The 24,011-nt window shown below is 65.4% G+C and carries 27 protein-coding genes; 13 read left to right on the plus strand and 14 right to left on the minus strand.

The window, feature by feature from the left end; translation table 11 throughout:
• Positions 1-10: 10 nt before the first annotated feature.
• A complete protein-coding gene (locus A5634_RS20935) occupies positions 11-1,159 on the plus strand; it encodes an Rv1157c family protein (protein WP_065145965.1) in 1,149 nt (382 codons plus the stop codon).
• Positions 1,160-1,302: 143 nt separating this feature from the next.
• Here A5634_RS20935 and A5634_RS20940 read toward each other — a convergent pair whose 3' ends face one another.
• Positions 1,303-1,449, minus strand: coding sequence for a hypothetical protein (locus A5634_RS20940; RefSeq protein ID WP_063892814.1), 147 nt, complete (start codon positions 1,447-1,449; stop codon positions 1,303-1,305).
• Entirely contained in the window at positions 1,446-2,024 is a 579-nt protein-coding gene (locus A5634_RS20945) for an HhH-GPD-type base excision DNA repair protein (protein WP_065145941.1), read from the minus strand. The genes A5634_RS20940 and A5634_RS20945 overlap by 4 nt, the downstream gene beginning before the upstream one ends.
• 105 nt (positions 2,025-2,129) lie before the next feature.
• Here A5634_RS20945 and A5634_RS20950 point away from each other — a divergent pair, with 105 nt between their 5' ends.
• Positions 2,130-2,465 (plus strand): hypothetical protein, encoded by a 336-nt coding sequence (locus A5634_RS20950; RefSeq protein ID WP_065145942.1) that lies wholly within the window; start codon positions 2,130-2,132, stop codon positions 2,463-2,465.
• A 24-nt stretch (positions 2,466-2,489) separates the two neighbouring features.
• Positions 2,490-3,239, plus strand: coding sequence for a hypothetical protein (locus A5634_RS20955; RefSeq protein ID WP_065145943.1), 750 nt, complete (start codon positions 2,490-2,492; stop codon positions 3,237-3,239).
• A gap of 28 nt (positions 3,240-3,267) precedes the next feature.
• Here the strand turns inward: A5634_RS20955 and A5634_RS28370 are convergent, their stop codons facing one another.
• Both A5634_RS28370 and A5634_RS20960 read right to left on the minus strand, forming a co-directional pair.
• Positions 3,268-3,441 carry a DUF5302 domain-containing protein gene (locus tag A5634_RS28370; protein ID WP_155769639.1) on the minus strand — a complete coding sequence of 58 codons (174 nt, stop codon included), beginning with the start codon at positions 3,439-3,441 and terminating at the stop codon, positions 3,268-3,270.
• Positions 3,442-3,451: 10 nt separating this feature from the next.
• Positions 3,452-3,895, minus strand: coding sequence for a PPOX class F420-dependent oxidoreductase (locus A5634_RS20960; protein WP_065145944.1), 444 nt, complete (start codon positions 3,893-3,895; stop codon positions 3,452-3,454).
• Between the two features lie 42 nt (positions 3,896-3,937).
• Between A5634_RS20960 and A5634_RS20965 the strand changes: the two genes are divergently transcribed.
• Both A5634_RS20965 and A5634_RS20970 read left to right on the plus strand, forming a co-directional pair.
• A complete protein-coding gene (locus tag A5634_RS20965) occupies positions 3,938-4,453 on the plus strand; it encodes a DUF1697 domain-containing protein (RefSeq protein WP_065145945.1) in 516 nt (171 codons plus the stop codon).
• A complete protein-coding gene (locus A5634_RS20970) occupies positions 4,450-5,280 on the plus strand; it encodes a class I SAM-dependent methyltransferase (protein WP_065145946.1) in 831 nt (276 codons plus the stop codon). The genes A5634_RS20965 and A5634_RS20970 overlap by 4 nt, the downstream gene beginning before the upstream one ends.
• On the opposite strand, the gene A5634_RS20975 is transcribed toward A5634_RS20970, so the two are convergent.
• On the minus strand, positions 5,277-5,642 hold the full coding sequence (locus A5634_RS20975) for a GntR family transcriptional regulator (protein ID WP_065145947.1): 366 nt from the start codon (positions 5,640-5,642) through the stop codon (positions 5,277-5,279). The two genes, A5634_RS20970 and A5634_RS20975, sit on opposite strands and share 4 nt — an antisense overlap.
• 37 nt (positions 5,643-5,679) lie before the next feature.
• Here A5634_RS20975 and A5634_RS20980 point away from each other — a divergent pair, with 37 nt between their 5' ends.
• Positions 5,680-6,393: an NAD-dependent deacylase gene (locus A5634_RS20980; protein WP_065145948.1), complete on the plus strand. Its 714-nt coding sequence runs from the start codon at positions 5,680-5,682 to the stop codon at positions 6,391-6,393.
• A gap of 10 nt (positions 6,394-6,403) precedes the next feature.
• On the opposite strand, the gene A5634_RS20985 is transcribed toward A5634_RS20980, so the two are convergent.
• Genes A5634_RS20985 through A5634_RS20995 form a run of 3 tightly spaced genes read right to left on the minus strand, consistent with a single transcriptional unit; the run spans position 6,404 to position 10,111 of the window.
• Positions 6,404-7,048: a class I SAM-dependent methyltransferase gene (locus A5634_RS20985; protein WP_065145949.1), complete on the minus strand. Its 645-nt coding sequence runs from the start codon at positions 7,046-7,048 to the stop codon at positions 6,404-6,406.
• Positions 7,045-7,737 (minus strand): TetR/AcrR family transcriptional regulator, encoded by a 693-nt coding sequence (locus A5634_RS20990; protein ID WP_065145966.1) that lies wholly within the window; start codon positions 7,735-7,737, stop codon positions 7,045-7,047. Before A5634_RS20990 ends, A5634_RS20985 begins: the two co-directional genes overlap by 4 nt.
• A gap of 7 nt (positions 7,738-7,744) precedes the next feature.
• The gene (locus A5634_RS20995; RefSeq protein WP_065145950.1) at positions 7,745-10,111 is read right to left on the minus strand and encodes an MMPL family transporter; all 2,367 of its coding nucleotides are present in this window, start codon (positions 10,109-10,111) and stop codon (positions 7,745-7,747) included.
• A 258-nt stretch (positions 10,112-10,369) separates the two neighbouring features.
• Here A5634_RS20995 and A5634_RS30035 point away from each other — a divergent pair, with 258 nt between their 5' ends.
• On the plus strand, positions 10,370-10,501 hold the full coding sequence (locus tag A5634_RS30035) for a hypothetical protein (protein ID WP_142277073.1): 132 nt from the start codon (positions 10,370-10,372) through the stop codon (positions 10,499-10,501).
• Positions 10,502-10,706: 205 nt separating this feature from the next.
• Here A5634_RS30035 and A5634_RS21000 read toward each other — a convergent pair whose 3' ends face one another.
• The gene (locus A5634_RS21000) at positions 10,707-11,789 is read right to left on the minus strand and encodes a CaiB/BaiF CoA transferase family protein (RefSeq protein ID WP_065145951.1); all 1,083 of its coding nucleotides are present in this window, start codon (positions 11,787-11,789) and stop codon (positions 10,707-10,709) included.
• A gap of 116 nt (positions 11,790-11,905) precedes the next feature.
• Between A5634_RS21000 and A5634_RS21005 the strand changes: the two genes are divergently transcribed.
• Together A5634_RS21005 and A5634_RS21010 are read left to right on the plus strand one after the other, a co-directional pair.
• Positions 11,906-12,718, plus strand: a complete 813-nt coding sequence (locus tag A5634_RS21005) for an enoyl-CoA hydratase (protein ID WP_065145967.1) — start codon at positions 11,906-11,908, stop codon at positions 12,716-12,718.
• Between the two features lie 77 nt (positions 12,719-12,795).
• A complete protein-coding gene (locus tag A5634_RS21010; protein WP_081290567.1) occupies positions 12,796-14,256 on the plus strand; it encodes a DUF2867 domain-containing protein in 1,461 nt (486 codons plus the stop codon).
• Here the strand turns inward: A5634_RS21010 and A5634_RS21015 are convergent.
• Positions 14,155-14,880 carry a CPBP family intramembrane glutamic endopeptidase gene (locus A5634_RS21015; RefSeq protein ID WP_065145952.1) on the minus strand — a complete coding sequence of 242 codons (726 nt, stop codon included), beginning with the start codon at positions 14,878-14,880 and terminating at the stop codon, positions 14,155-14,157. The two genes, A5634_RS21010 and A5634_RS21015, sit on opposite strands and share 102 nt — an antisense overlap.
• Positions 14,877-16,019 carry an NAD(P)H-binding protein gene (locus tag A5634_RS21020; protein ID WP_065145953.1) on the minus strand — a complete coding sequence of 381 codons (1,143 nt, stop codon included), beginning with the start codon at positions 16,017-16,019 and terminating at the stop codon, positions 14,877-14,879. Before A5634_RS21020 ends, A5634_RS21015 begins: the two co-directional genes overlap by 4 nt.
• 147 nt (positions 16,020-16,166) lie before the next feature.
• Between A5634_RS21020 and A5634_RS21025 the strand changes: the two genes are divergently transcribed.
• From A5634_RS21025 to A5634_RS21035, 3 genes are read left to right on the plus strand one after another with little or no spacing between them, the layout of a single operon-like run.
• Positions 16,167-17,273 carry a type III polyketide synthase gene (locus A5634_RS21025; RefSeq protein ID WP_081290568.1) on the plus strand — a complete coding sequence of 369 codons (1,107 nt, stop codon included), beginning with the start codon at positions 16,167-16,169 and terminating at the stop codon, positions 17,271-17,273.
• A gap of 4 nt (positions 17,274-17,277) precedes the next feature.
• Positions 17,278-17,778, plus strand: coding sequence for an isoprenylcysteine carboxyl methyltransferase family protein (locus A5634_RS21030; protein WP_065145954.1), 501 nt, complete (start codon positions 17,278-17,280; stop codon positions 17,776-17,778).
• Entirely contained in the window at positions 17,775-18,788 is a 1,014-nt protein-coding gene (locus A5634_RS21035) for an NAD(P)/FAD-dependent oxidoreductase (RefSeq protein WP_065145955.1), read from the plus strand. Before A5634_RS21030 ends, A5634_RS21035 begins: the two co-directional genes overlap by 4 nt.
• Before the next feature lie 81 nt (positions 18,789-18,869).
• Here the strand turns inward: A5634_RS21035 and A5634_RS21040 are convergent, their stop codons facing one another.
• Together A5634_RS21040 and A5634_RS21045 are read right to left on the minus strand one after the other, a co-directional pair.
• Positions 18,870-19,676 carry a crotonase/enoyl-CoA hydratase family protein gene (locus A5634_RS21040; RefSeq protein ID WP_065145956.1) on the minus strand — a complete coding sequence of 269 codons (807 nt, stop codon included), beginning with the start codon at positions 19,674-19,676 and terminating at the stop codon, positions 18,870-18,872.
• Positions 19,673-20,821 carry a thiolase family protein gene (locus tag A5634_RS21045; RefSeq protein ID WP_065145957.1) on the minus strand — a complete coding sequence of 383 codons (1,149 nt, stop codon included), beginning with the start codon at positions 20,819-20,821 and terminating at the stop codon, positions 19,673-19,675. The genes A5634_RS21040 and A5634_RS21045 overlap by 4 nt, the downstream gene beginning before the upstream one ends.
• Positions 20,822-21,055: 234 nt before the next feature.
• Here A5634_RS21045 and A5634_RS21050 point away from each other — a divergent pair, with 234 nt between their 5' ends.
• Positions 21,056-22,411 (plus strand): HNH endonuclease signature motif containing protein, encoded by a 1,356-nt coding sequence (locus A5634_RS21050; protein ID WP_065145958.1) that lies wholly within the window; start codon positions 21,056-21,058, stop codon positions 22,409-22,411.
• Between the two features lie 34 nt (positions 22,412-22,445).
• Here A5634_RS21050 and A5634_RS21055 read toward each other — a convergent pair whose 3' ends face one another.
• Positions 22,446-23,933, minus strand: coding sequence for an aldehyde dehydrogenase family protein (locus tag A5634_RS21055; RefSeq protein ID WP_065145959.1), 1,488 nt, complete (start codon positions 23,931-23,933; stop codon positions 22,446-22,448).
• Positions 23,934-24,011: the final 78 nt, after the last annotated feature.

Below are 24,011 nucleotides of genomic sequence, written 5' to 3' on the forward strand. Positions count from 1 at the left end.
AGAAAACACCGTGGCAAGCACTTGGAGTCTGTCCAAAGGTTTGGCCGCAGTCGTCGTCACTTCGGCTGCCGCGCTCGCACTTTGCCCGAGCGCGGCAGCCGACCCGGCGACACCGCCGCCCAATCCCACTCAACAGCTACCAGGGCTGCCGGCGTTGGCCGAGTTGAGTCCGATAATCCAGCAAGCCGCCACTAACCCGGGGCAAGCGACGCAGTTGCTGATGGCGGCGGCACAGGCGTTCGCGCACAACCCGTCGGCGCCCACCGAAGCCAAGAACGTCGCTTCGTCGGTCAGCCACTTCGTCGCCGACCCGGTCAATCCCGCCGCCCCGCACCTACCGGGTCCGGCACCGGAGGCGGTGGCTCCGCCCGAGCCGGTCGCGGTACCGCACGTGCCGCCGCCGGGTGTGGAACCAGGAACCCTCCCGCACATGCCGACCGGTGTCGACCCCGCTCGCGCGGCTGGTCCTGCGCCTGTGGCAGCTCCGGCCCCTGCTCCGGCGGCTGCGCCAGCTCCCGCAGCTGCTGCTCCCGTGGCTGCCCCGGCCCCGGCTCCGGCTGCTGCTCCCGCGGCCGCGCCAGCTCCCGCGCCAGCGGCTGTGGCTCCCGCGCCAGCTCCCGCTGCCGCCCCCGCGCCAGCTCCCGCTGCCGCCCCCGCACCGGCTCCCGCTGCCGTCCCCGCGCCGGAGGCGGCTGCCGCTCCCGCACCAGCTCCCGCTGCTGCTCCCGCGGCCGCGGCCTTCGGGCCCGACGCTCCGCCGACGCAGGACTTCATGTATCCCTCGATCGGCACCAATTGCCTCGGTGACGGGACCAACGCACTGGCAACCGCGCTGTCGGTGGCGGGACCTGCGGCCATTCCGACGCCGGGGCCCCGGCCCGGCCAGACCGCCTATGTGTTCACCGCGGTCGGCACGCCCGGGCCCGCCGATGTGCAGCGGCTACCGCTGAACGTCACCTGGGTCAACCTCACCACCGGCAAGTCCGGCACCGCCACGCTCAAGCCGCGCACCGACATCAACGCCGAGGGACCGACCACGTTGACCGCGATCGTCGACACCGGGTCAGGCAGCATCATGTCGACGATCTTCGGGCAGGTCACCACCAAGGATCGTCAGTGCCAGTTCATGCCCACCATCGGCTCAACGGTGGTGCCGTAGCTGGGGATTGCTACCTGGCCGTGGGTCCCCACCCGCCGCGAGCGGGCACACAATGCCAGCCACACCGGCGTGTCGCCGTACATCCGCGCACCCTCGCGCGCGACGCGACGCAGGCCAGCAGCGACCCGCGCGATTAAGACGGCCTAGTAGGCCATAAAAAGAATGGCATCCCGGTCATAGTCCAAACCCGGGTGGACGCTGGCGAGGTGCGCCTGGGTCAGCTCGACCAGCTCGTCCTCGTCCTTGCCGACAATCGCTTCGCCGCACGGACACGTGATGTGTGTTTTCACGTTGTGGCCTTTCCTTTGGCTGCTTTCATCTGCTTCTTGTACGACCGCACCCGGCCCAGTGACTCGGCGTCGACGATATCGGCGACCGAGATGTAAGTGCACGCTTTGCCGAACTCTCCCGCCGCGGCCCGCCAGCCTGTCGGCGTAACTCCGTACTGCTTGCCGAGCAGGGCGAGAAAGATCTGGGCTTTCTGCTCGCCGAATCCGGGCAGGCCCTTGAGCCGCTTCAACAACTCTTTGCCGTCCGGGTCACCGGCCGTCCACAATGCGGCGGCGTCCCCGTCGTAGCGGTCCACGATGATCCCGGCGAGGGTCTGGATACGCTTGGCCATCGATCCCGGAAAGCGATGGATGGCAGGCTTTTCCGAGCACAGCGCGGCGAACTTCTCCGGGTCGTATTCGGCGATCTCGGCCGCGTCGAGACCACCCATCCGGTCGGCGATCTTCTTCGGCCCGGCAAACGCGGTCTCCATGGGAACCTGCTGATCCAAAAGCATCCCGATCAGCAATGCGAACGGATTGGCTTCGAGCAATGCGTCGGCGGCCTCATCTTGGACGAGCTGAAGTTTCGGCACGGGCCTAGTCTAGGAGAGTTTGCGGCCAACTGCGGAGGTTGTGTACCGTCTGCTCCGGTCTGTCAGACCAGCGAATCGGGGGGTTCGCCCGCCACAGGGGGATTAATGACACAAGCGGTTCCACCACAACCATTGACCCATGCGCAGCGTTCCGCGGTTCTTGATGCGGCACTTGACAAATGGCTTACCGGAACGTCCGGGGGCGGTAAGTGGAACGCCCAGCAGCCGACGATCGTGTCGCGAAGCGCGCATCAAGTCGTTTTGACCGTCTATCCCCGCCAAGCGCTGTCCAACGTGTGGTGGGCACTGATCGTCATCGCTACCTGCGGCTCTTTCGTTGTCTTCTGGTTGATCGACGTGCTGACCAGCCGCCCCAGGACCTATTCTTTCGACGTATCGCCCACTGGCGAAATCAAGAAGACAAGAATCAAATATCCGTAGGTACGACACTTCTTTGGACTATCGGTGACAGAAAACAATTGGCGCGATCGCGTCAAGAAGCTCGGGGAATCCGACGTATCGAAGCGGGTGCGGCAGCAAGTGCGGGACACCACGCCCGTTGTCGCACACCGTATTCGCGAGGTGGGAAAGGCGCTGAGTTCACCGGTCCCACCGCCACAGACGCCACCGCCACCACCCGCGATGCCGCCGCCCGTGCTGCCGCCGCACGCGCTGCCACCGCAACAAGGCGCTGCGACACAGCAGCAGTTCGCCCACTACGCGCCGCCCCTCGTCCAACCCGCGGCGGTGGCCAAGCCAACTCGTCCACTCGCGGTCCACATTGCCTACACGTCGCTGCTGATTGCAGCGGTGGCGGCAGTGATCCTTGCCGGGCTCGGAGTCTACGGCCTTGCCGAACTTCGAGGTTCGGTCGACAAAGCGCTGCACCTCGATCCGAGCGGCACCGCCTCCTTCTACGCGAACGACTACGTCGACAATGCCGAGACATGGTTGATGGCATCCGCGGTGGCACTCGGAATACTTTTCGCGTTGGCCTACTTCTTGTTCGCCTTCGCGGTCCGCAAGGGCCACGGTTGGCCGAGGCTGGTCGGTACCGCGCTTGCGGTGTTGTCGTTACCCGCGATATTTCTCGGGCCGGTGGCTGTGGTGATCGTGGGCGCCGGAATTATTTCGGTGATAGCACTCTGGACTCCGGGTGCACGCGAGTACGTCGCGCAATCCAAGGCAGCAAAGCGGTTCCCCCGCCAGCGCTGAAAAAACTGCGGCACAAGGCTTTACAGAGCTAGCCGCTCTTACGACGAAATTCCCGACGGTTCCCTGCCGCACCGTGCGCGCGTGACTGCTTACCGCCGCCGTCTTTGTGGTCAGAGCCCTCCGCGGCCTTCGCGGACTTACGTTCGAGCGCTTCGCGAAACTTGCGCTTGGTCTCGTCCTCAGGAGATTCCGATTCAGCCATACCGGGGAGCCTATCGCTTGCCCGGAGGCATGCCGTACACATGCGTGATCGGCAGGGTCAGCAGCACCCGACGATCGGTGACCATCGCCTCGCGGTACTCGTCCCAGTCCGGATGCTCCCCGGCGATGTTGCGATACAAGGCAATCAGCGCCTCGACCGTGTCATCGTCGGGCGCGGCGGCCGGCGGCGTCAACTCCGCCATCCCTTCCGCAACCGCGTACGACCACCCGTCGTCGGCATCGACGAGCAACGACGCCCGCGGGTCGCGACGCAGGTTGCGGGTCTTGGCCCGCGGCTCGGTGACCGACACCTGCAACGTCAGGTGCCGAGCGTCGAAGTGGTACTGCACATTCGACAACTGGGGACGGCCGTCGCGTTTGATGGTGGCCAGCACCCCGATCGAGTTGCAACTGATCACGGCCAGCAGCTTGTCGTCGAAGACTTGGCGTCCCATGCCGAAAGCCTACGTCGCCTTGCGGCCTGGTGAAATTGAGCCATGACCAAATACGCGGCCTTCCTGCGCGGCGTCAACGTCGGCGGTGTCAACTTGAAGATGGCCGAGGTGGCCGAGGCGTTGACCGAGGCTGGTTTCACCAATGTCCGCACCATCCTGGCCAGCGGCAATGTGCTGCTGGAATCGTCGGCCAAGACGGCGACGGTGCGCAAGAAAGCCGAAGCCGCCCTGCGCGAGCGGTTCGGCTACGACGCCTGGGTGCTGGCTTATGACGTCGAGACGGTGCGGAGCATCGACGCGGCTTACCCCTTCGAGCGCGAGGTCGACGGATACCAGTCTTACGTCACCTTCGTCACCGACGCCGGTGTGCTCGACGAATTAGCCAACCTGTCCCCCGGCGCGGACGAGAAGATCGCGCGCGGCAACGGCGTCGTCTACTGGCAGGTGCGTAAGGGCAGCACGCTGGACAGCGCCATCGGCAAGACGATGGGAACCAAGCGCTACAAGCCCGCCACCACAACACGCAACCTGCGGACGCTGGCTAAGGTGCTCAAATGAGCGACCAGGAACAAGGCGCCCACAAGGTCGTCCTGAGCGGGGTCTCGGAAACCGCGCTGCTGACACTGAATGCCCGAGCAACGGAGGCGCGGCATCCGGACGCGATCATCGACGACCCGATGGCGGTGGCGCTGGTCGACGCGATCGATTTCGACTTCGCCAAGTTCGGCCCCACCCGCCAGGACATCGCGGTACGGGCCCGCGCCTTCGACGATGCGGCCAAGGACTATCTGAAAACCCATCCGTCAGCCACCGTCGTGGCGTTAGCGGAGGGCCTGCAAACCAGTTTCTGGCGCTTGGAAGCGGCCTTGCCGGATTCCCAATTTCGTTGGCTGACAGTCGATTTGCCTCCGATCATCGATATCCGGGCGCGACTGCTGCCGTCGTCCCCGCGGATCTCGGTGCTCGCCCAATCGGCCCTGGACTACAGCTGGATGGACGCATTGGATCCCACCGACGGCGTATTCATCACCGCCGAAGGGCTGCTGATGTATCTGCAGCCCGAGCAGTCGTTGGGGCTGATCACGGAGTGCGCCAAGCGATTTCCCGGCGGTCAGCTGCTTTTCGACCTGCCGCCGCGCTGGTTCAGCATGTTCAGCCGACTGGGTATCCGGACGTCGTTGCGCTACAAGGTGCCGACGATGCCGTTCAGCCTGACGGTCGCCGAGGCCGCCGATCTCGTCAACACCGTTCCCGGCGTTCGCGCGGTCCACGATGTGCGCCTGCCGCCCGGCCGCGGATTGATTTTCAATACCGCGATGTCCGCGGTCTACCGGGTCCCGCTGTTCGACCCGCTTCGTCCGAACCTCACGCTGCTGGAGTTCTAGTCGTCCGGGACGTTTGTGAGGTAACGCATCGCGTCGTTCTTGGTCAGCCCGAGCGCGTGGGCCACCTCCACGTACTCTTTTGCGGCGGCCGCCATGGCGGCATCGGTGGGATCGAAGCGTGAGATGAAAGTGCCGAACCGTCCGCGCGTTTCGACGATCGCGGCGGATTCCAGCTCGCGGTAGGCGCGGGCGACGGTGTTGGCGGCGACGCCGAGCTGGCCGGCCAGGTCGCGCACGGTCGGTAGCCGGGTGCCCGGCGGCAGCGAACCGGCCCGCACTCCGTCGATCACCCCGGTCCTGAGCTGGTCGAACAACGGCTTTCCGGCCTTGACGTCAACCTTCAACAAATCGCGCAAGTCCACCCGTCCAGTATTGCCCACCCACAGCTATGTTTGTGGGATGCGAGTGGCGGTGCTTAGCGGCGCGGGGATCTCCGCGGAGAGTGGGGTACCGACGTTCCGCGACGACAAGAACGGCTTGTGGGCAAGTTTCGACCCCTATGAGTTGTCCAGCGTTCAGGGCTGGGAACGCAATCCCGAACGGGTCTGGGGTTGGTATCTGTGGCGTCACTACCTCGTCGGCGACGTGCAACCCAATGACGGGCACCGCGCGATCGCCCAGTGGCAGGAGCATGCCGAGGTCACAGTCATCACCCAGAACGTCGACGATCTGCACGAGCGCGCCGGCAGCGATCCGGTGCACCACCTGCACGGCAGTCTCTTCGAATTCCGTTGTGCGCGTTGCAATGTGCGCTATAGCGAACCGCTGCCGGTGATGACCGAGGCGGCGATCGAAGTGGAGCCGCCGGTGTGTCGCTGCGGCGGCCTGATCCGGCCGGACATCGTATGGTTCGGCGAATCGCTACCGCAGGGGCCGTGGCAGAGCGCGGTCGAGGCCACCGAGAACGCCGACGTGGTGGTTGTGGTCGGGACCTCCTCGATCGTCTACCCGGCCGCCGGGCTACCCGAAATGGCACTGGCGCGCGGCACCGCCGTGATCGAGGTCAATCCCGAGCCGACGCCGTTGTCCCGACACGCCACGCTGTGCGTGCGAGAGTCAGCCAGCCAGGCGCTGCCCGGGCTACTCGAGCAGTTGCCGGCGCTGCTGAAGTAGGCGCAGAAGATCAGGGACGCCGCGCCCGGCCCAGCGCCAATTCCGACACCGGCAGCGGCGCCCACGCCGGCAGCGTCCATTCCCGCCGCGCCTGCGCCACTTCGAACCCGGCCTGCGCGATCGCCCGTTCAGTGTCGCGATGGGTGTGACAGTTACCGAACAACCTGGGCCACACCGTCGCGTCGGCAACGCGTTGCAACCGTCCGCGCGCCCCAACGCTGGCGATGTGCTCGAGATAGCGCAGCTCGCCACCCGGACGCAGCACCGCATGCAACCGTCGCAACACCTCGGCCTGGTCGTCTACCGAGCACAGCACCAGCGAGCAGACCACCGCGTCGAACGGCTCGGCGTCGCCGATCTCCTCAGCCGACTCGCTGGTCACCTCGACCGGGATAGGCGCGTCGGCAGCGGCCTCGCGCGCCTTGGCCAACAGCCGCTGCTCGGGCTCGACCGCCACCACCTGCGTGACGGTGTCTGGGTAGTAGGCGAAGTTCGTGCCACAACCCGCGCCGACTTCGAGCACCCGACCAGACAATCCGGCCAGATTTTCCCGACGCAGGACGCGGACCGATTCGGCCTCGTGGGCGGCGAACACCGGCCAGAACCGGGCAAAGAACGGGTTGCTGACTTTTGTACCAGAACCACCGGACGTCATATCTGCGCTTCCTTAGCCGAGCGTTGCTCCTCTACCCATTCCACCAGCCGTTGCGGCGTCGCATCGGGCCCTACGAGCCCGGCGACCATATGGCCGCACAGCACCGCGCCCAGCACCCGTTCGGCGAACGCATCGGCATCACCGAACGGCAGATGCGGCTTGGCGATCAGAATCGCCGCCACCCCATGCGCCGCCGTCCACAGCTCCAAAGCAATCATGGTCGGGTCATCGGTCCGGTAGACACCCTCGTCCATAAGCGTCTGAACCGAGGCCCGCATGTGCTTGAACGCCGAACTGTCCAGGGCCATGTCGACATTGCTGCCGGAGCGCCACTCGCCCATGGTGGCCAGTCGGTACAACTCGGGGGTCTGCAGCGCAAACCGCACGTATGCCATGCCTTGGGCCCGCAGCGCGTCGATGGTGTCCGTCCCGCCGAGCGCGGCCCGCTCCATGGCTTCGTCGAGGCGGCCCAGATAGCGAGCACACACGGCGTCCAGCAGCGCGTCCTTGTCCTGGAAATGCAGGTAGATCGAGGGCGAAGTGACGCCGACGCGTTCGGCGACCGATCGAATCGACACCGCCCGTGCCTGCCCGGTCTCGAGCAGCAATGCGGTTGCCGCGTCCAGGATTTCGTGGCGTAACCGGTCACCCGAACCGCGCGGGGCGCGCTGGCGACGAAGTCCGCGCATCGAGACGTCAACCATTGCGCGTCACCGAGGCGTGAATGTCCTGGCCGTTATGTTCAGCCTTGGGATCGGCTTTGCCATCGGTTTTGCGATCAGATGATGCGGTCTCCTCGGTCTGCGTTACCGGGACGGCCACGTGCTCGCTGATGCCGAACCGCTCGTGCAGCCACACCAGCGGCTTTGGCGCCCACCAGTTCCACCGGCCCATCACATGCATGAAGGCCGGAACCAGAACCATGCGTACCAACGTGGCATCGGCGATCACGGCGAGGGTCAGCCCCAGCCCGAACATGCGCATGAACGACACGTGCGCGGCGATCAGTGCCGCGAAGGACATCGACATGACCAGCGCGGCCGCGGTGATCACCCGGCCGGTGCGAGCAACCCCGAGCGCCACGCTCTCGTCGTTGGCGGCATGGGCTTCGGCCGCGGTCGGCTTGGCCGGGCGGGCCGCACCCGAGGCCAACCAATACTCGCGGATCCGGGACACCAGAAACACCTCGTAGTCCATCGACAGCCCGAACGCGATACAGAACAGCAGCACCGGCATGTTCGCCACCAGCGTTCCGCTCGGGGTGGTGCCCAGCGCGCCGAAGTGGCCGTCCTGGAATATCCACACCAGCGCGCCGAATGCCGCAGTCAACGAGAGCACATTCAAGACCAGCGCCTTCAACGGCAGCACCACGCTCCCGGTCAGCAGGAACAGCAGGATGAACGTGACGGCGGCCATCAAGCCCAGAACCAGCGGCAGCCGGTCGGTGACGGCGTCAACGCTGTCCCGGTTAACCTGTGCGACGCCAGCCATCTCCACGGTATGGCCGGCCGGTCCGACGACCTCATGCAGCCGTTTGAGCTGGGTGTCGGAGGCGCGGGAGAACAGGGGCGCGGTGCTGCTGACGGTCACAAAGGCGCTGCCGTCGTTAATCCCGGTCGCACCGACCGGTGGTCCGGACGGCTTACCGCCGACGAATGTTCCGGTGGGCGCGGACACCGCGGCAACATCGGGCACCAGGGACAGCTCGGCCGCGTACTTGCTGAGATCGTCGGGGGTCAGATTGCGCGCGTCGGGAATGACGATCGGCACGGCCGTGGCCGAGTCGCGGGCGAAATTCTCCCGCAGTTGGTCACCGACCTGATGCGCAGAGGCTGACTCGGGCAACACCCGATCGTCGGGGAACCCCCACTTCACCTGAAAGAACGGCAAACCGAGTAGCAGCAGTAGCGCCACGACGGCGGATCCGATGGGCAGCCAGTAGCGCATCACGAACTTGCTCGAGCGGTACCAGAACAGTTCTTCGACCGGTTTGTGCACCGGCTCGGGCCGCCGTAAAACCCGGCGCGCCAGCCGCCGCACATCCCATTTGTCGATCCGCGAGCCCATCAACACGATGGCGGCCGGGGTGACCACGATGGATGCCGTCGCGACGAAAGCCACGGTCGCGACGCCGGCGTATGCGAACGACTTGAGGAAGTACATCGGGAATGCGACCGTCGCCGCCATGGACAACGCGACGGTCACGGCGGAGAAGATCACCGTACGGCCGGAGGTCGCCATGGTGCGGATCAGCGCCTCGTCCCGGTCGGCCCCTTCGGCCAGTTCGTCGCGATAGCGACTGATGATCAGCAACGTGTAGTCGATGGCCAGCGCCAGACCCAGTGCGGTGCTCAGGTTCAGCGCGAATATCGACACCTCGGTGGTGAATGTGACCAAGCGCAGCACCGACATCGATCCGACAACGGCCAATGCCCCGAGAGCCATTGGCAGCGCCGCCGTCAGCAACCCGCCGAACACCCAGACCAGGACCAGGAAGCTGAACGGAATCGCAATCATCTCCATGACCAGCAGATCGGCCTGGTTCTGCTTGTTGATCTGGGCGTATTCCATTGCGGAGCCACCGGCGCGAACGGTGACGCCGTCGCGGTCGTGAATGAACTTGTCCGACAGCGTCTGTGCGTTCTTCTGGGCGTCGTTCTCGCCGCCCTTGAGGTTGACGACGATCAAACCGGACTTACCGTCCTTGCTGACCAGGTCGGTTGCGGCGGCGGGCGGTGCGGTCCAGGGTGACGTGGCGTTGTACACCAACGGCGATTTCGTCAGCTGGTCGAGCAGATCGGTGCCGACCTTGCGGGCCGGCTCGCTATTGGCGCCCTCGGGTGCGGTCACCAGAATCAGCATCTGCTGACCGCTCTGCCCGAACTTGTCGGTTAGGACCGAGATGGCCCTCGCGGACTCCGATTTGGGGTCTTGGAAGCCACCCGGAGACAAACTATTAGCGACCGGGATGCCGAAGATCGCCGCGGCGATGAAGACCAGCACGGTGATGCCGATGATGCGGCGCGGAGCCGCAATGGCCAGTCGTGCGATCCTCTGCAGCATGTTGTATCCCTCCGGCCGCGGGCGCGCGCCGTCCCGAGAAGGCAACACACCATATCCGCGATAACTTAGCAACGCTAACTTACAGGTGTCAAACAACACCTCGTCGGTGATACGAGCGCTGATGAGCGATGGTTCAAACGAGTAACGATTGGGTATCCTCGCGCGAATCGAGCGAACCCTACCCACCGGTAAGAATTGCCACCATTTTCCGAATCGTGACTCACTGATTCCTTAATGCCAGCTCTTACGCTCAATGTCATGTGGATCGACGACACCAGTGCCGATGTCATCAAGGCTGACTTCGAGGCTCTCTACCACGGCGACATGCTCGTGGAAGGTGAGACCTCGGAGCAGTTCGAAGACTGGCAACCCCTGCCGACAGCGAGCTGAGGTAACACCATGGGCGTAATTGCGCGTTTGTTGATGGCCGAACCCACCGTCACCCGATGGTTTCGTCGATAACCATCCAAGTGGTTCCGAATTAAGCCCCCCGCATTAGCGGGGGGCTTTTTTCGTCGGCATGCCTTCGCCGTAGCGCATCGCGTTCTCCACGATGTGCACGGCCGCGTGCCGTACTCGTCCGGAAGCCCTTGAGCTATACCCAGTCGCCGAGGATCGCTTCGACGTCCCCCACCGGTTGCGCCGGTCGCGGCGTTTCCGGCGCGGTCCGCGAGAAGCGCGGGGCGGGCATCGGCTGCAGGTTGCCGTCGACTTCGTAGAAGGTGTTGCGCTCGGTGATGTGCGGTTCGGTGTGCGCTTCACCGAAGGCCAGCACCGGGGTCACACACGCGTCGGAGTCGCCAAACACCTTGGCCCAGTGGTCGCGGTCGTGTTTGCCGAAGGCCTCGACGAACACCGCGCGCAGCTCCGGCCAGCGTTGCACGTCGTTCTGCGGTGGCAGAGTGGCAGCGTCCAACCCCAGTCCGTCGATCATCGCCGCGTGGAACTGCGGTTCGATTGCGCCGACGGCGACGTAACGACCATCAGCGCACTCGTAGGTGTCGTAATAGGGCGCTCCGCCATCGAGCATGTTGGTGCCCCGCGCATCGGTCCACATGCCCGAGGCGCGCATCTGCCACATCATCTGGATCAGCACGCTGGATCCGTCGACCATCGCGGCGTCGACCACCTGGCCCTTGCCCGAAGTCTGCCGCTCCCACAGGGCCGACAGGATGCCGAGCAACAGGAACATCGACCCGCCACCGAAGTCGCCGACCAGGTTCAGCGGTGGCACCGGGCGCTCGTTGGCCCGGCCGATCGAGTGCAGGATGCCGTTGAGCGAGATGTAGTTGATGTCATGGCCGGCCTGCTGGCTACGCGGCCCGGTCTGGCCCCAACCCGTCATCCGGGCATAGACCAGCCGATCGTTGACCTTGGCGCAGTCCTCGGGACCCAGGCCGAGCCGCTCGGTAACGCCGGGACGGTACCCCTCGATCAGCACGTCGGCCTTGGCGACGAGTTTGAGCACCGTTTCGCGGCCCGCATCGGACTTGAGGTCGGCGGTCACGACGCGGCGGTTGCGGCTCATCGCATCCTTGACGACCCCGCCCGGGGCGCCGGAAGGCCGGTCGACGCGCACCACGTCGGCACCCAGGTCTCCCAAAATCATCGCGGCATGCGGGCCCGGCCCGATTCCCGACAGTTCGACAACTCGTAAACCGCTCAGTGGTCCCGCCATGGGCCTACCGACCTTTCGTCCGCTCTGACGTCTTTCGACCCGCCGTCCGGGTCGAACAACCGGTTGATTGCATCTTCGCAGCCGCCCGCAACAACCGTGCAACTAGGGTGAATGCCATGTCCGAAACTGGAATTGCCGCTCTCGCCCCCGTCGCAGGTCTCGACGTCAAGCTGAATGAGGGCGTGCTGTCGCTCACCATCAACCGCCCCGACAGCCTCAACTCCCTGGTCATCCCGGTGATTACCGGTCTGGCCGACGCGATGGAACGCGCAGCCACCGACCCGGGCGTTCGGGTGGTGCGGCTGGGCGGCGCGGGTCGCGGTTTCAGCTCCGGAGCAGGCATCAGCGCCGACGACATGTCCGAAGGTGGCGGCGTCCCGCCGGACGAGATCATCCTGGAAATCAACCGCTTGATCCGAGCCATCACCGCGCTGCCGCACCCGGTGGTTGCCGTCATCCAAGGACCGGCGGCCGGTGTCGGCGTCTCCATCGCACTGGCCTGCGACGTCGTATTGGCTTCTGAAAAAGCATTTTTCATGCTCGCCTTCACCAAGATCGGTTTGATGCCCGACGGCGGCGCATCGGCCTTGGTGGCCGCGGCGGTCGGCCGGATCCGCGCACTTCGGATGGCGCTGCTGCCCGAGCGATTGACCGCCACCGAAGCGCTCTCGTGGGGCCTGGTGAGCGCGGTCTATCCGGCCGAGGAGTTCGACGCCGAGGTGGACAAGGTGGTCTCGCGCTTGTTGACCGGTCCTGCGGTGGCCTTCGCCAAGACCAAAAGCGCGATCAATGCGGCCACGTTGACCGAACTCAACCCGACGCTCGAGCGCGAGTTCGAGGGCCAGTCCGGCCTGTTGCAGGCACCGGACTTCAAAGAGGGCACCAAGGCATTCCAGGAACGCCGCTCACCCAACTTCACCGATTCCTGAGTGATTCCGCCCCAAAACGGGCAATCCCTTCCTGCGCCGGCTCCGAATAGCTGGCACGGGATAGGGATTGGGGTTTTGTGACGGTCGAACGTCCTCGCTGTCTGGTAACCGGCGCCACCGGGTACATCGGCGCTCGGCTGGTGCCGCAACTGCTGGATGCCGGCCACGCGGTGCGCGCGCTGGCACGCAATCCGGCGAAACTTGATGACGTGCCGTGGCGCTCCGATGCCGAAGTGGCGCCGGGTGACCTCAGCGATGTCGAGTCGCTGACCAAGGCCTTCGACGGCATCGACGTCGTCTACTACCTGGTCCATTCCATGGGTGGGACAAAGGATTTCGCCGCCGAGGAAGAGCGCGCCGTGCGCAACGTAGTAACGGCCGCAAAGCGCAACGGCGTACGCAGGATCGTGTACCTGGGCGGCCTGCATCCCGAGAACAAAGACCTCTCACCCCATCTCGAGTCGCGTAGAGCGGTTGGCGAGCACCTCATCGAGTCTGGGATCGAAACCGTCGTGCTGCAGGCCGGGGTTGTGGTCGGCTCGGGGTCGGCGTCGTTCGAGATGATCCGACACCTCACCGACCGGTTGCCGGTGATGACCACTCCGAAGTGGGTGCACAACAAGATTCAGCCGATTGCGGTGCGCGACGTATTGCACTATCTGGTACGGGCGGCCACCGTTGCGGTGCCGTCGTCACGAACCTGGGATATCGGCGGGCCGGACGTCCTGGAATACGGCGACATGATGCGCGGCTACGCCGAGGTCGCGGGCCTGAGCGACCGGCGCCTGATCGTGCTGCCGTTCCTGACTCCGTCGATCGCCAGCCTCTGGGTCGGCACCGTGACCCCGATCCCGCCGGGGCTGGCGCGCCCGCTGATCGAATCGCTGGAATGCGATGCGGTGATGCGCAACCGCGACATCGATTCGATTATCGAACCCCCGCCGGGTGGACTCACGAGCTACCGAAAAGCAGTGGCGACGGCGCTCGACCGGGCCGGACGTGGCTTGTTCGGACGTAGTTGGACTTCATTGCAATCCGAGCCGGGCGAGTCATTGCCCAGCGACCCGCAGTGGGCCGGTGAAATCGTCTACACCGACGAGCGGACCGCCGTCACTGCCGCGAAGCCCGCCGAGCTATGGCAGGCAGCAGAGAGTGCCGTGCGCGACGGCCGCCATCGCTTCCCGCTTGGGCGGGGGCGATCGACCCGGCGTTGGTCCATCACCGAAAGCGAGCCTGGCACCAAGCTGCGGCTGCAGGCTCAGGTGCGCGCCCCGGCGCAGGCGTGGCTGGAAATCGTTGTCTCACAACAGGAAATGGGCAGCAAATACACCCAACGTGCGACGCTGCTGCCCCGCGGCGTCACGGGCCGGTTGTACTGGTATCTGTTGTGGCCCGTGCATTCTGCCGCACTGCGCGCCCTGGCGCGCAACGTCGTCTCAAACGCCGAACAGCGGCGGCAGAACCAGCACCATGATCAGACCCCAGAAGAAGTGCGTGAGCATCGGCGCCAAGATCCCGCCGGTAGCCCGGCGCTCTAGCGCGCACACCGTACCGAGAATGATGGCGGCAAATCCCAACATCGGGTTTCCGCTGGCCAGCGTCGCGCAGATGTAGAGGATCGTCGATATCAGCACCGGAAAGTGGCGTCCCAGAGCTGTGTAGAGCGCGCCGCGGAAGAACATCTCCTCAGCCACGCCGTTGATTAGCGTGATCAGTACCACCAGCCAGAAAGCGCCCTGATTCGCATACTTCAGCACATGGGTGATGAGCTCGGCGACGACCGGAATATGCCTCGCGACCAGACCGCCCACCACGAACGTCGCACCGAGCAGCAGTCCAATGGTGGTCCCGGTGATCACCGGGCGCTGGTTACGTCCCCGCCAGCAAATACCGCCGAGATGCAACGGACCCGATAAGAACGACCCGAGAATCCACACCGCCGCCAGCAAGAAGGTCAGCCAATAGAAGGCGGGGTCGCCGGGCGTCTGCCGCAACGAGAACCCCAGTACGACGGCGCCGGCGACCAGGGTGATGGCCACGACGATTCGTCGCCGGCGCACCACCGCGGGTGATTCATGGTGCGGCACAGCCACATTGGTCAAGGCGCGGCGCAGCTCCTGCAGCGCGCCATCTTGGGGGCAGGTTGCGGTGGATTGGCTCATGCAATAAGCCCCTTCGGGGTCAGAGCGAGCAGGATGTCAAGGCTGGTCCGCATCGCCGCGGCCACCGGACCGGGAACGAGGTTGACCAGCCCCAGGGTGGGCCATGCGAAGGATGGGGTGACCGCCCGGACCAGCCGACGGATGCGCAGCGCGTCACCGCCGGCCCAGTCCGGATCGGTATCGGCGAGGTCGTGCGGATCGGCCAGGGCATTGACCGGTCGCGGCGTCCGCTTGGTACCGGCCAGTGCCAGCGACATAGCATCCTCGACGGTCAGCAAACCACCGGGCGGGTCGGGCACCCGGTTCTGCAACCCGTTGCCGGACGCCCGCATGGGGTGGTCTAGCGACTCCACCAGGTCTCCGGCAAGCCCGGGAGGCACCGGTAGCGCCAGCGCCGTGACGCGCGAGGCGAGTGCGGTGTTGATACCGACCACGGGCAGCGCGGCTCGCCACTGGCCGGAGATGCGGGCATACGTCTTGTACAGGCCGCGATAGGACGTGGTGTCGGGGCCGGCGATGTCGTAGGCCCCGGCAGGCACTTGGTCGGTAGCCGCCGCAACCAGGTAGTGCAGTACGTCGCGGATGGAGATCGGGTCGATCGGATTGTCCATCCAGCCGGGCATCGGCATCAGCGGGAACCGGTCACCGACGTAGCGCAGCATCTCAAATGATGTCGAGCCGGCACCGATGATGATGGCCGCACCCAGCCACACCAGCTCTGGGCCGTTTTCGATGGTCAGCGCCTCGGCCACTTCGGCGCGGCTGGTCAGGTGTTCCGACAGCGTCTCGTCGTCCGGAACGAAGCCGCCCAGGTAGACGATCCGGTGCACGCCGCTGTCACAGGCCGCGGCGGCCAGATTCGCGGCCGCCTTGCGGTCGGCTTCGCGGAAGTCGGCCTGCCCGATGCCGTGGACCAGGTAGTACACCACGTCAATCGGCCCCGCGGACTCGAACGCCGCGCGCAGCGACACCGGGTCACCCGCGTCCAGGGCAACGGGTGTGACCTCGTCAATCCAGCCAAACCGCTTGAGCCGATCCAACTTTCGACTGGCCGCCACCACCTCGTGGCCCGCGTTGAGCAGCGCCGTAACCAGCCGAGAACCGATGTATCCGGTGGCACCTGTCACCAGAATTCGCATATTGCCAACCTAACCGTTGATGATCTGAGTAGTGCGGCGGCCCGCCCAGGGGCTCCCCGGATAGGTACCCCGCCGATAGCGCGCGCAAATCTGTCCAGGTCAAACCGCTGTTTGAACCCGTCGGCCGACGACACCGTAACTTCGAGCATGACTATTACCCACACCGGTACCTACGCCCGGCACCGAGCCGACCGGGTCGCGCACTCCGGCGTTCAGACGCCGAGTCCTTCGGTAGCGGGCGTCGCCGTGAAGTTCCCGCCGCACCGCAACACCCAGGCGGAAACCATTGCGGCGCTTACCAACTTTGCCGGCCCGGAGTTTCAGCGGTTCGCGTTGCGCAGCGGCGTAGAGTCGCGCCACACCGCCCTGCCGCTGTCGCGTTATGCCACCTTGAGCGGTTTCACCGAGGCCAACGACACGTTCGTCGAGGTCGCCCTCGACCTGGCGGAGCAGGCCCTGGCCGATGCGCTGGATCAGGCCGGTGTCGCGCCGTGCGACGTCGACATCGTGTTCTCGACCAGCGTCACCGGCCTTGCCGTCCCGACGTTGGAGGCGCGACTGGCGAACCGGGTGGGGTTGCGTCCCGACGTGAAGCGAGTGCCGTTGTTCGGGCTGGGGTGCGTCGCGGGCGCGGCCGGCATAGCCCGAATGCACGACTACCTACGCGCCTTTCCCGAGCAGGTGGGGGTGCTGCTGGCCGTCGAGCTATGTTCGCTGACCATTCAGCGCGAAGATAACTCCGTGGCCAATCTGGTGGCTTCCAGCCTCTTCGGGGACGGCGCGGCTGCCGTCGTCACCAAGGGCGGCAATCGGACGAGCAGCGGCCCCAAGGTGCTGGCGACTCGCAGCCGCATCTACCCCGACACCGAAGATGTGATGGGCTGGAAGATCGGCAGCGACGGCTTCCGCATCGTGTTGTCGGTCGACGTAGCGACCGTGACCGAGAAATACCTGGGCGACGATGTCCGCCGCTTTCTTGCCGACCACGGGCTGGCGCCGCGGGACGTGTCGACCTGGGTGTGTCACCCCGGTGGGCCGCGGGTGATCGAGGCGGTCGAGAACGTATTGGGTCTACCCGTCGATGCCCTCGACCACACTCGAGAATCGTTGCGCTGCAACGGCAACCTGTCATCGGTGTCTGTGCTGGACGTGCTCGGAGCCAACATGGCCGATCCGCCGCCGGCGGGTTCGATCGGGCTGATGGTCGCGATGGGCCCGGCCTTCTGCTCAGAATTGGTGCTTTTAGAGTGGTAGGGCCATGTATAACCTGCTGATTTTTGCTGTCGCGCTGGAACGGCTGGCCGAGCTGGTCGTGTCCAAGCGCAATGCGCGATGGTCTTTTACCCAGGGCGGCAAGGAGTTCGGCCGCAACCACTACGCGGTAATGGTGACGCTGCATACCGCGCTGCTGATCGGATGCCTGATCGAACCCTGGGCGCTGCACCGGCCCTTCATCCCATGGCTGGGCTGGCCGATGGTGGCACTGGTGGTGCTGAGTCAGGGCTTGCGGTGGTGGTGCATCACATCGCTGGGCAAGCGGTGGAATACGCGCGTGATCGTGCTGCCGCACGAGCCGCTGGTGGTACGGGGCCCGTACCGATTCATGCACCACCCGAACTATGTAGCGGTAGTGGTCGAGGGCTTTGCGCTGCCGTTGGTGCACACCGCCTGGCTGACCGCGGTGTGCTTCACATTGGCCAATGCCGCGCTGCTTGCGGTACGACTGCGGGTGGAAAACTCGGTGTTGGGTTACACGTGACCTTTGACGCCGACTTGCTCGTCGTCGGTGGCGGCCCGGGTGGGCTGGCCACCGCGTTACATGCACGCGCGCAAGGGCTTTCGGTAATTGTGGCCGAGCCACGTGAGAATCCGATCGACAAGGCGTGCGGTGAAGGTCTGATGCCCGGCGGTCTGGCCGAGCTGACCGCACTGGGTGTCGACCCGGCCGGCATACCGTTTCGCGGCATCGCCTACGTCAGCGAGCATCGTCGGGCCGAGGCACGGTTTCGCACCGGCCCGGGCCGAGGCGTACGACGCACCACGCTGCATGCCGCCCTGTCGGCGCGCGCCAAAGAGCAAGACACCGAATGGATCCGAACCAAAGTGACCGCCGTCGAGCAGGACGCGCACGGGGTGACCGCCGCCGGCGTACGGGCCAGATGGCTAATCGGCGCCGACGGACTGCATTCCACGGTGCGACGTTCGGTCGGGATCGCGTCGAGCACCGGCAGCCCGCGCCGACACGGGCTGCGCTGGCATTACCGGGTGCCGCCCTGGTCGGAGTCCGTCGAGGTGCACTGGTCGCGCTGGGGTGAGGCCTACGTGACGCCGGTAGAACCGGACCTGGTCGGTGTTGCGATCCTGTCCCGGCAGCGACCGGAAATCGACTGGTTCCCTTGGCTCGCAAAACATTTGGATGGCGCGGACCGCGGCCCGGCACGTGGTTGTGGCCCGTTGCGGCAGGTGGTTTCGCGCCGCGTGGCCGGCCGGGTGCTGCTGGTCGGCGACGCCGCAGGCTACGAGGACGCGCTGACCGGTGAGGGAATTAGCCTGGCCGTGAAGCAGGCCGCGGTGGCGGTGCGCGCCATCGTTGACGACGCGCCGCAGTCCTACGAACGCGGCTGGCACCGCGTCACCCGCGACTACCGGTTGCTCACCCGCGGGTTGGTGCTGGCCAGTACGCCGATGGTGTCGCGCCGTGCCATCGTTCCGGCGTGCGCGACGCTGCCACCGCTGTTCCGTTGGGGCGTCAACGTTTTGGCCTCCTAGCGGCCCCCCTGTTTTCGCGAGCAGACGCAGAATCGCACGATTTGGTGCTTGATCGTGCGATTCTGCGTCTGCTCGCCAGGGTTAGCGCGCCTTCCAGACCGGTTCCCGCTTCTCGGCGAACGCCAGCGGACCTTCCCGGGCGTCCTCGGAGCGGATCAGCGACTTCATCTCCCGCATGGTGCGATCCCAACCCGCCTCGTCCGCCGTGATGACGCCATCGTCGACGCCGTAGGCGATGCGCTTGCTGGCCTGCACTGATAGCGGTGCGTTGCTGGTCACCCGCGCCGCCAGCGCCAGCGCGGCCTCAAGGACCGCACCTTCCTTGACGACCTCGTTGATCAGGCCCCATTCGAGGGCCTTGGTCGCGCTCAGCGGCTCACCGGTCATCAACAGTTCCAACGCGACCTTGCGCGGCAAGTGATCGACGATCCGGAACACGCCACCGGCGGCGGCGATCAGCCCCCGCTTGACCTCGGGGAGCCCGAATTGGGCCCGCTCGTCGGCAACCACCAGGTCACTCGCGAGCGCCAGTTCGGTGCCGCCCCCGAGTGCGGTTCCGTTGACCGCGGCGATGGTGGGCTTGTCGATGAAGTGGTGCACGTAACCGGCGAAGCCCCACTCGGGCCGATCCGGGTGGTAGATGTTCTCCCGCCGCGAGATCGCTTTGAGGTCGGCACCGGCGCAGAAGGACTTGTCTCCCGCGCCGGTGATCACCACCGCCCGAACCTCTGGGTCCTGCTGCGCCTCATCGAGCGCATTGCCCACGGCAATGCTGACCGCGCCGTTGACCGCGTTGCGGGCCTCGGGACGGTTGATCGTGATGATCAGCACATTGCCGCGGCGCTCGGTCAATGCGGCCGGGGAGGCCGCATCAACAGCGTCTGTCACAGAAGCTCCAAGATGGTGGCGTTGGCCTGACCGCCACCCTCACACATGGTTTGCAGACCGTACTGGATTCCCTTGTCCCGCATGTGGTAAAGCAGCGTGGTCATGATCCGGGCACCCGAGCCACCGAGCGGGTGGCCGAGCGCGATCGCGCCGCCGTTGGGGTTGAGCTTCTTCTCGTCAGCACCGAGGTCGTTGAGCCACGCCAGCGGAACCGGAGCGAAGGCCTCGTTGACCTCGTAGGCGCCGATGTCGCCGATGGACAGGCCGGAACGCTTGAGCACTTTCTGGGTGGCCGGGATCGGCGCGGTCAGCATGATCACCGGGTCGGCGCCAGCCAGCGTCGCGGTGTGCACCTTGGCGATCGGCTTCATGCCCAGCTCTTTGGCCTTCTCGGCGGACATGAACAGCAGGGCCGCCGACCCGTCGGAGATTTGCGAGGAGTTGCCGGCGTGGATCACGCCGTCTTCCTTGAAGGCCGGCTTCAGCGAGGCCATCTTCTCCATCGGGGTGCCGCGGCGGATGCCTTCGTCCTTGAGGACCGTGTTGCCCTCAGCATCCTTGATGCCGACGATCTGGTCGTCGAAAGCTCCGGAATCCTGTGCGGCAGCAGCTTTTTCGTGCGAGTCCAGGGAGAACTGGTCGAGCGTCTCGCGGGACAGCCCCCACTGTTCGGCGATCATCTCGGCACCGATGCCCTGGTTGGGGATCTTGCCTTCGTAACGGGTCAAGAAGCTCTCCGGGTACGGCCGTCCACCATTGGCCAGCGAGGCACCCATCGGGGTCCGCGACATGGATTCCACGCCGCCGGCCACCACCACGTCGTAGTGTCCGGCCACGACACCGGCCGCGGCGAAGTGCACGGACTGCTGGCTGGACCCGCACTGCCGGTCCACGGTCACGCCGGGCACGGTCTCGGGCCAGCCGGCGGCCAGCAGCGCGGTGCGCCCGATGTCCAGGGCCTGTTCGCCGGCCTGCATGACGCATCCCCAGATGACGTCGTCGACCAACTCGGGATCGATGCCGGCCCTGGTGACCAAACCATTGAGGACCTGCGCAGACAGGTCAGCCGGGTGCACCCCGGACAACCCCCCGTTGCGCTTGCCGATCGGGGAACGCACTGCCTCGACGATGACCGCTTCAGCCATGAGAATGTCTCCTTTGACACGTGTTATGTCCTTCGATTGTCAACCAACGCGTTGGCCGATGCGGGGGCGGGGTGCCATTTAGCTATAGAACCTATGCTTTTGGCCGAGCTCAGGATGCTGCTAGCAAGACGTCCCACCTCGTGTCGCGCTGCGCTGCGCAGGATCGATATCACCGGAGATAGCAAGACTTTTCGGCGAAGTTACTTGTCAGTGGTGGTTCGTAGAATTTCTGTCATGAGCACGCGTGAGGAGATCGTCGAGGTCTTCGACGCGCTGCGCCACGATGCCAAGCTGCTCGGTGACCTGAGTTTCGAAGCACTCACCACCGCTGACCGGATGGCACTGCTCGAAACTCTCGAACGGCTCGGACGCCGCTTGCGTGCGCCGCAGCACACACTGATCAATCAGCTCGCGGCCCAGGCCACCGAGCAGGAATTGGGCGACACATTGCCCCAGGCACTGGCCGATCGGCTACATATCACCAAAAAGGAAGCCGGCCGACGCATCGCCGAAGCCGACGATCTCGGCCAGCGTCGTGCCTTGACCGGGCAGCCGCTGGCACCACAGTTGACCGCGACGGCCGCCGCGCACGCCGCAGGACTCATCGGGGACGGTCACATCCGGGTGATCCGCAGCTTCTTCGCCCACCTGCCGGCCAACGTCGATGTCGGTACCCGCGAACAGGCCGAGGCCGACCTGGCCGACAAAGCCAGCCACTTTCGTCCCGACGAATTGATCCAGTACGCCAAAGAGGTCATGGACTTGCTCAACCAGGACGGGGAATTCTCCGACCAAGAGCGCGCCCGCAAACGCGGCATTACGCTGGGACCGCAGCAAGCCGACGGCATGTCACGCCTGAGTGGGCTGGTCTCACCCGAGTTCCGCGCCACCTATGAAGCCCTGCAAGCCAAACTGGCCGCACCCGGCATGTGCAACCCCGCCGATGACACCCCGATACTCGACGGGCAAGCCGGCGAGGACGCGGCCCAACGCGACACCCGCAGCACCGCCCAACGCCACCACGACGGCCTCCTGACCGGACTCAAAACCCTGCTCGGATCAGACACCCTCGGCCAACACAACGGGCTACCCGTCACGATGGTGGTCACCACCAGTCTCAAAGACCTCGAAACCGGCACCGGCAAAGCCCGCACCGGCGGCGGCACAGTGCTGCCGATCTCTGATGTGATCCGCCTAGCCGCCCACGCGCACCACTACCTGGCGATCTTCGACGGCGCCAAACCGCAGGCGTTGTACCACGCCAAGCGGCTGGCTTCCCCTGCACAGCGACTGTTGTTGTACGCCAAGGACCGTGGCTGTAGTAAGCCGGGCTGCACCGAACCGGCCTACCACTCTCAGGTGCACCACGTCAGCGGCTGGACCAACACCCTCCGCACCGACATCACCGACCTCACCCTGGCCTGCGGACCCCACAACCGCCTCGCCGAAAAAGGATGGAAAACCCGCACCAACACCAAAGGCCACACCGAATGGCTACCACCCGCACACCTGGACCGTGGACAGCCCAGAATCAACACCTTCCATCATCCCGAGAAGCTATTGGCACCCGACGACGACGAACCCCATTGACGGCGGCGTTCGACTCTCCGCACCGGGCGGTGCGTTACGAACCGGCCGGATATCCCACCGACTTGACTTCGGTGTACTGGTCGAAACCGGCCACGCCGTTCTGGCGTCCCACGCCGCTGTACTTGTAGCCGCCAAATGGCGCGTCGGCGCCATATGCGGCGCCGCCATTGACGCCCATGAAGCCGGCCCGGATCCGACGCGCCACCGCCAGTGAGCGCTCCAGCGAGCCCGACATGACGTTGCCGGCCAGGCCGTACCGGCTGTCGTTGGCGATCCGGATCGCGTCTTCCTCGTCGTCGAACGGGATCACGGACAGCACCGGGCCGAAGATCTCTTCCTGCGCGATCGTCATCGAGTTGTCGACGTTGGTGAAAAGGGTTGGGCGAACGAAGAATCCCTTGTCGAATCCGGTTTCGGCGTCGGGTCCGCCGACCAAAGCGGTGGCTCCTTCTTCGACTCCCTTGCGGATGTAGCCCATCACCCGATCGCGTTGCCGCTCCGAAATCACCGGACCGCAAAGGGTTCCGGCGTCCTGCGGGTCACCGCACGTGACGTTCTCGTAGATGCTTTGCAGGATCGCCACGCCCTCGTCGTAGCGCGACCGCGGCAGCAGCATCCGGGTCGGGTTGGCACAACCCTGCCCGGCGTGCATACAGGGCGCGATGCCGATCGCACACGCCAGCCCGAAGTCGGCGTCTTCCAACACAATCGTGGCCGACTTGCCACCGAGTTCCAGGAACAGCCGCTTCATGGTGGCGGCGCCCTTTTCCATGATCCGCTGGCCCACCACCGTCGAGCCGGTAAACGAGATCAGGTCGACCTTGGGCGACAGTGTGAGCTCTTCGCCGACAAAGTGATCCGATGCGGTGACGACATTGACGACACCCGCTGGAATGTCGGTCTTTTCGGCGATCAGTCGGCCCAGCCGGGTCGCGTTGAACGGGGTGTTCGGCGCCGGCTTGAGCACGACGGTGTTGCCGGTCCCCAGTGCCTGGCCGAGCTTGTTGAGGGTGACCTCGAACGGAAAGTTCCACGGCACGATCGCGCCGACCACGCCCACCGGTTCCCGCCACACCTTGATGGTGGTGTTGGCACCGGTAAGACTGATCACCCGGTCACCAAGATCGGTTTCCCAGGCGTACTCGTCGATCAGCCGCGCGGGGTACTTCAGGCCGTCTTGCAGCGGGGCGTCCAATTGCGGCCCGAAGGTGATCGCCCGCGGCGATCCGACCTCGAGGATCAGCTCCTCGCGCAGCTCTTCCTTCTCTTCCTCGATCGCGTCGTGCAACTGCAACAAGCAACGCTTGCGCAACTCCCGGTTGGTCGACCAGTCGGACTCATCGAAGGCGCGCCGCGCGGCGTCGATGGCCCGGTGCATGTCCTCCTTGGAGGCGTCGGCAACCTCGCCGAGCGGTTCCTCGGTCGCCGGGTTGATGTTCGTGAAGGTGCCAGCCTGGCCGTCGACGAGCTTGCCGTCGATCATCATCTTCGGCTCGAACCGGACCTTTACAGTGTCAGCCATATCTGTCACTCTCTTTGCACTCGTTGAGGACCCTACGGAGAGCCTTACTGGAAACTAGCCGATTGGCAAGTTACAACC

Origin of the sequence: Mycobacterium asiaticum (genome assembly GCF_001673365.1) — a bacterium.
GTDB lineage: Bacteria > Actinomycetota > Actinomycetes > Mycobacteriales > Mycobacteriaceae > Mycobacterium > Mycobacterium asiaticum_A.

Coding starts and splice junctions, on each gene's coding strand:
- A5634_RS20950 (WP_065145942.1), top strand. CDS start 2,130: ATGACACAAGCGGTTCCACCACAACCATTGACCCATGCGCAGCGTTCC.
- A5634_RS21055 (WP_065145959.1), bottom strand. CDS start 23,933: ATGGCTGACACTGTAAAGGTCCGGTTCGAGCCGAAGATGATGATCGAC.
- A5634_RS21030 (WP_065145954.1), top strand. CDS start 17,278: ATGTATAACCTGCTGATTTTTGCTGTCGCGCTGGAACGGCTGGCCGAG.
- A5634_RS20960 (WP_065145944.1), bottom strand. CDS start 3,895: ATGGGACGCCAAGTCTTCGACGACAAGCTGCTGGCCGTGATCAGTTGC.
- A5634_RS30035 (WP_142277073.1), top strand. CDS start 10,370: ATGTGGATCGACGACACCAGTGCCGATGTCATCAAGGCTGACTTCGAG.
- A5634_RS21015 (WP_065145952.1), bottom strand. CDS start 14,880: ATGAGCCAATCCACCGCAACCTGCCCCCAAGATGGCGCGCTGCAGGAG.
- A5634_RS21000 (WP_065145951.1), bottom strand. CDS start 11,789: ATGGCGGGACCACTGAGCGGTTTACGAGTTGTCGAACTGTCGGGAATC.
- A5634_RS21005 (WP_065145967.1), top strand. CDS start 11,906: ATGTCCGAAACTGGAATTGCCGCTCTCGCCCCCGTCGCAGGTCTCGAC.
- A5634_RS20980 (WP_065145948.1), top strand. CDS start 5,680: ATGCGAGTGGCGGTGCTTAGCGGCGCGGGGATCTCCGCGGAGAGTGGG.
- A5634_RS21020 (WP_065145953.1), bottom strand. CDS start 16,019: ATGCGAATTCTGGTGACAGGTGCCACCGGATACATCGGTTCTCGGCTG.
- A5634_RS28370 (WP_155769639.1), bottom strand. CDS start 3,441: ATGGCTGAATCGGAATCTCCTGAGGACGAGACCAAGCGCAAGTTTCGC.
- A5634_RS21045 (WP_065145957.1), bottom strand. CDS start 20,821: ATGGCTGAAGCGGTCATCGTCGAGGCAGTGCGTTCCCCGATCGGCAAG.
- A5634_RS20965 (WP_065145945.1), top strand. CDS start 3,938: ATGACCAAATACGCGGCCTTCCTGCGCGGCGTCAACGTCGGCGGTGTC.
- A5634_RS20985 (WP_065145949.1), bottom strand. CDS start 7,048: ATGACGTCCGGTGGTTCTGGTACAAAAGTCAGCAACCCGTTCTTTGCC.
- A5634_RS20970 (WP_065145946.1), top strand. CDS start 4,450: ATGAGCGACCAGGAACAAGGCGCCCACAAGGTCGTCCTGAGCGGGGTC.
- A5634_RS21050 (WP_065145958.1), top strand. CDS start 21,056: ATGAGCACGCGTGAGGAGATCGTCGAGGTCTTCGACGCGCTGCGCCAC.
- A5634_RS21025 (WP_081290568.1), top strand. CDS start 16,167: ATGACTATTACCCACACCGGTACCTACGCCCGGCACCGAGCCGACCGG.
- A5634_RS20990 (WP_065145966.1), bottom strand. CDS start 7,737: ATGCGCGGACTTCGTCGCCAGCGCGCCCCGCGCGGTTCGGGTGACCGG.
- A5634_RS20995 (WP_065145950.1), bottom strand. CDS start 10,111: ATGCTGCAGAGGATCGCACGACTGGCCATTGCGGCTCCGCGCCGCATC.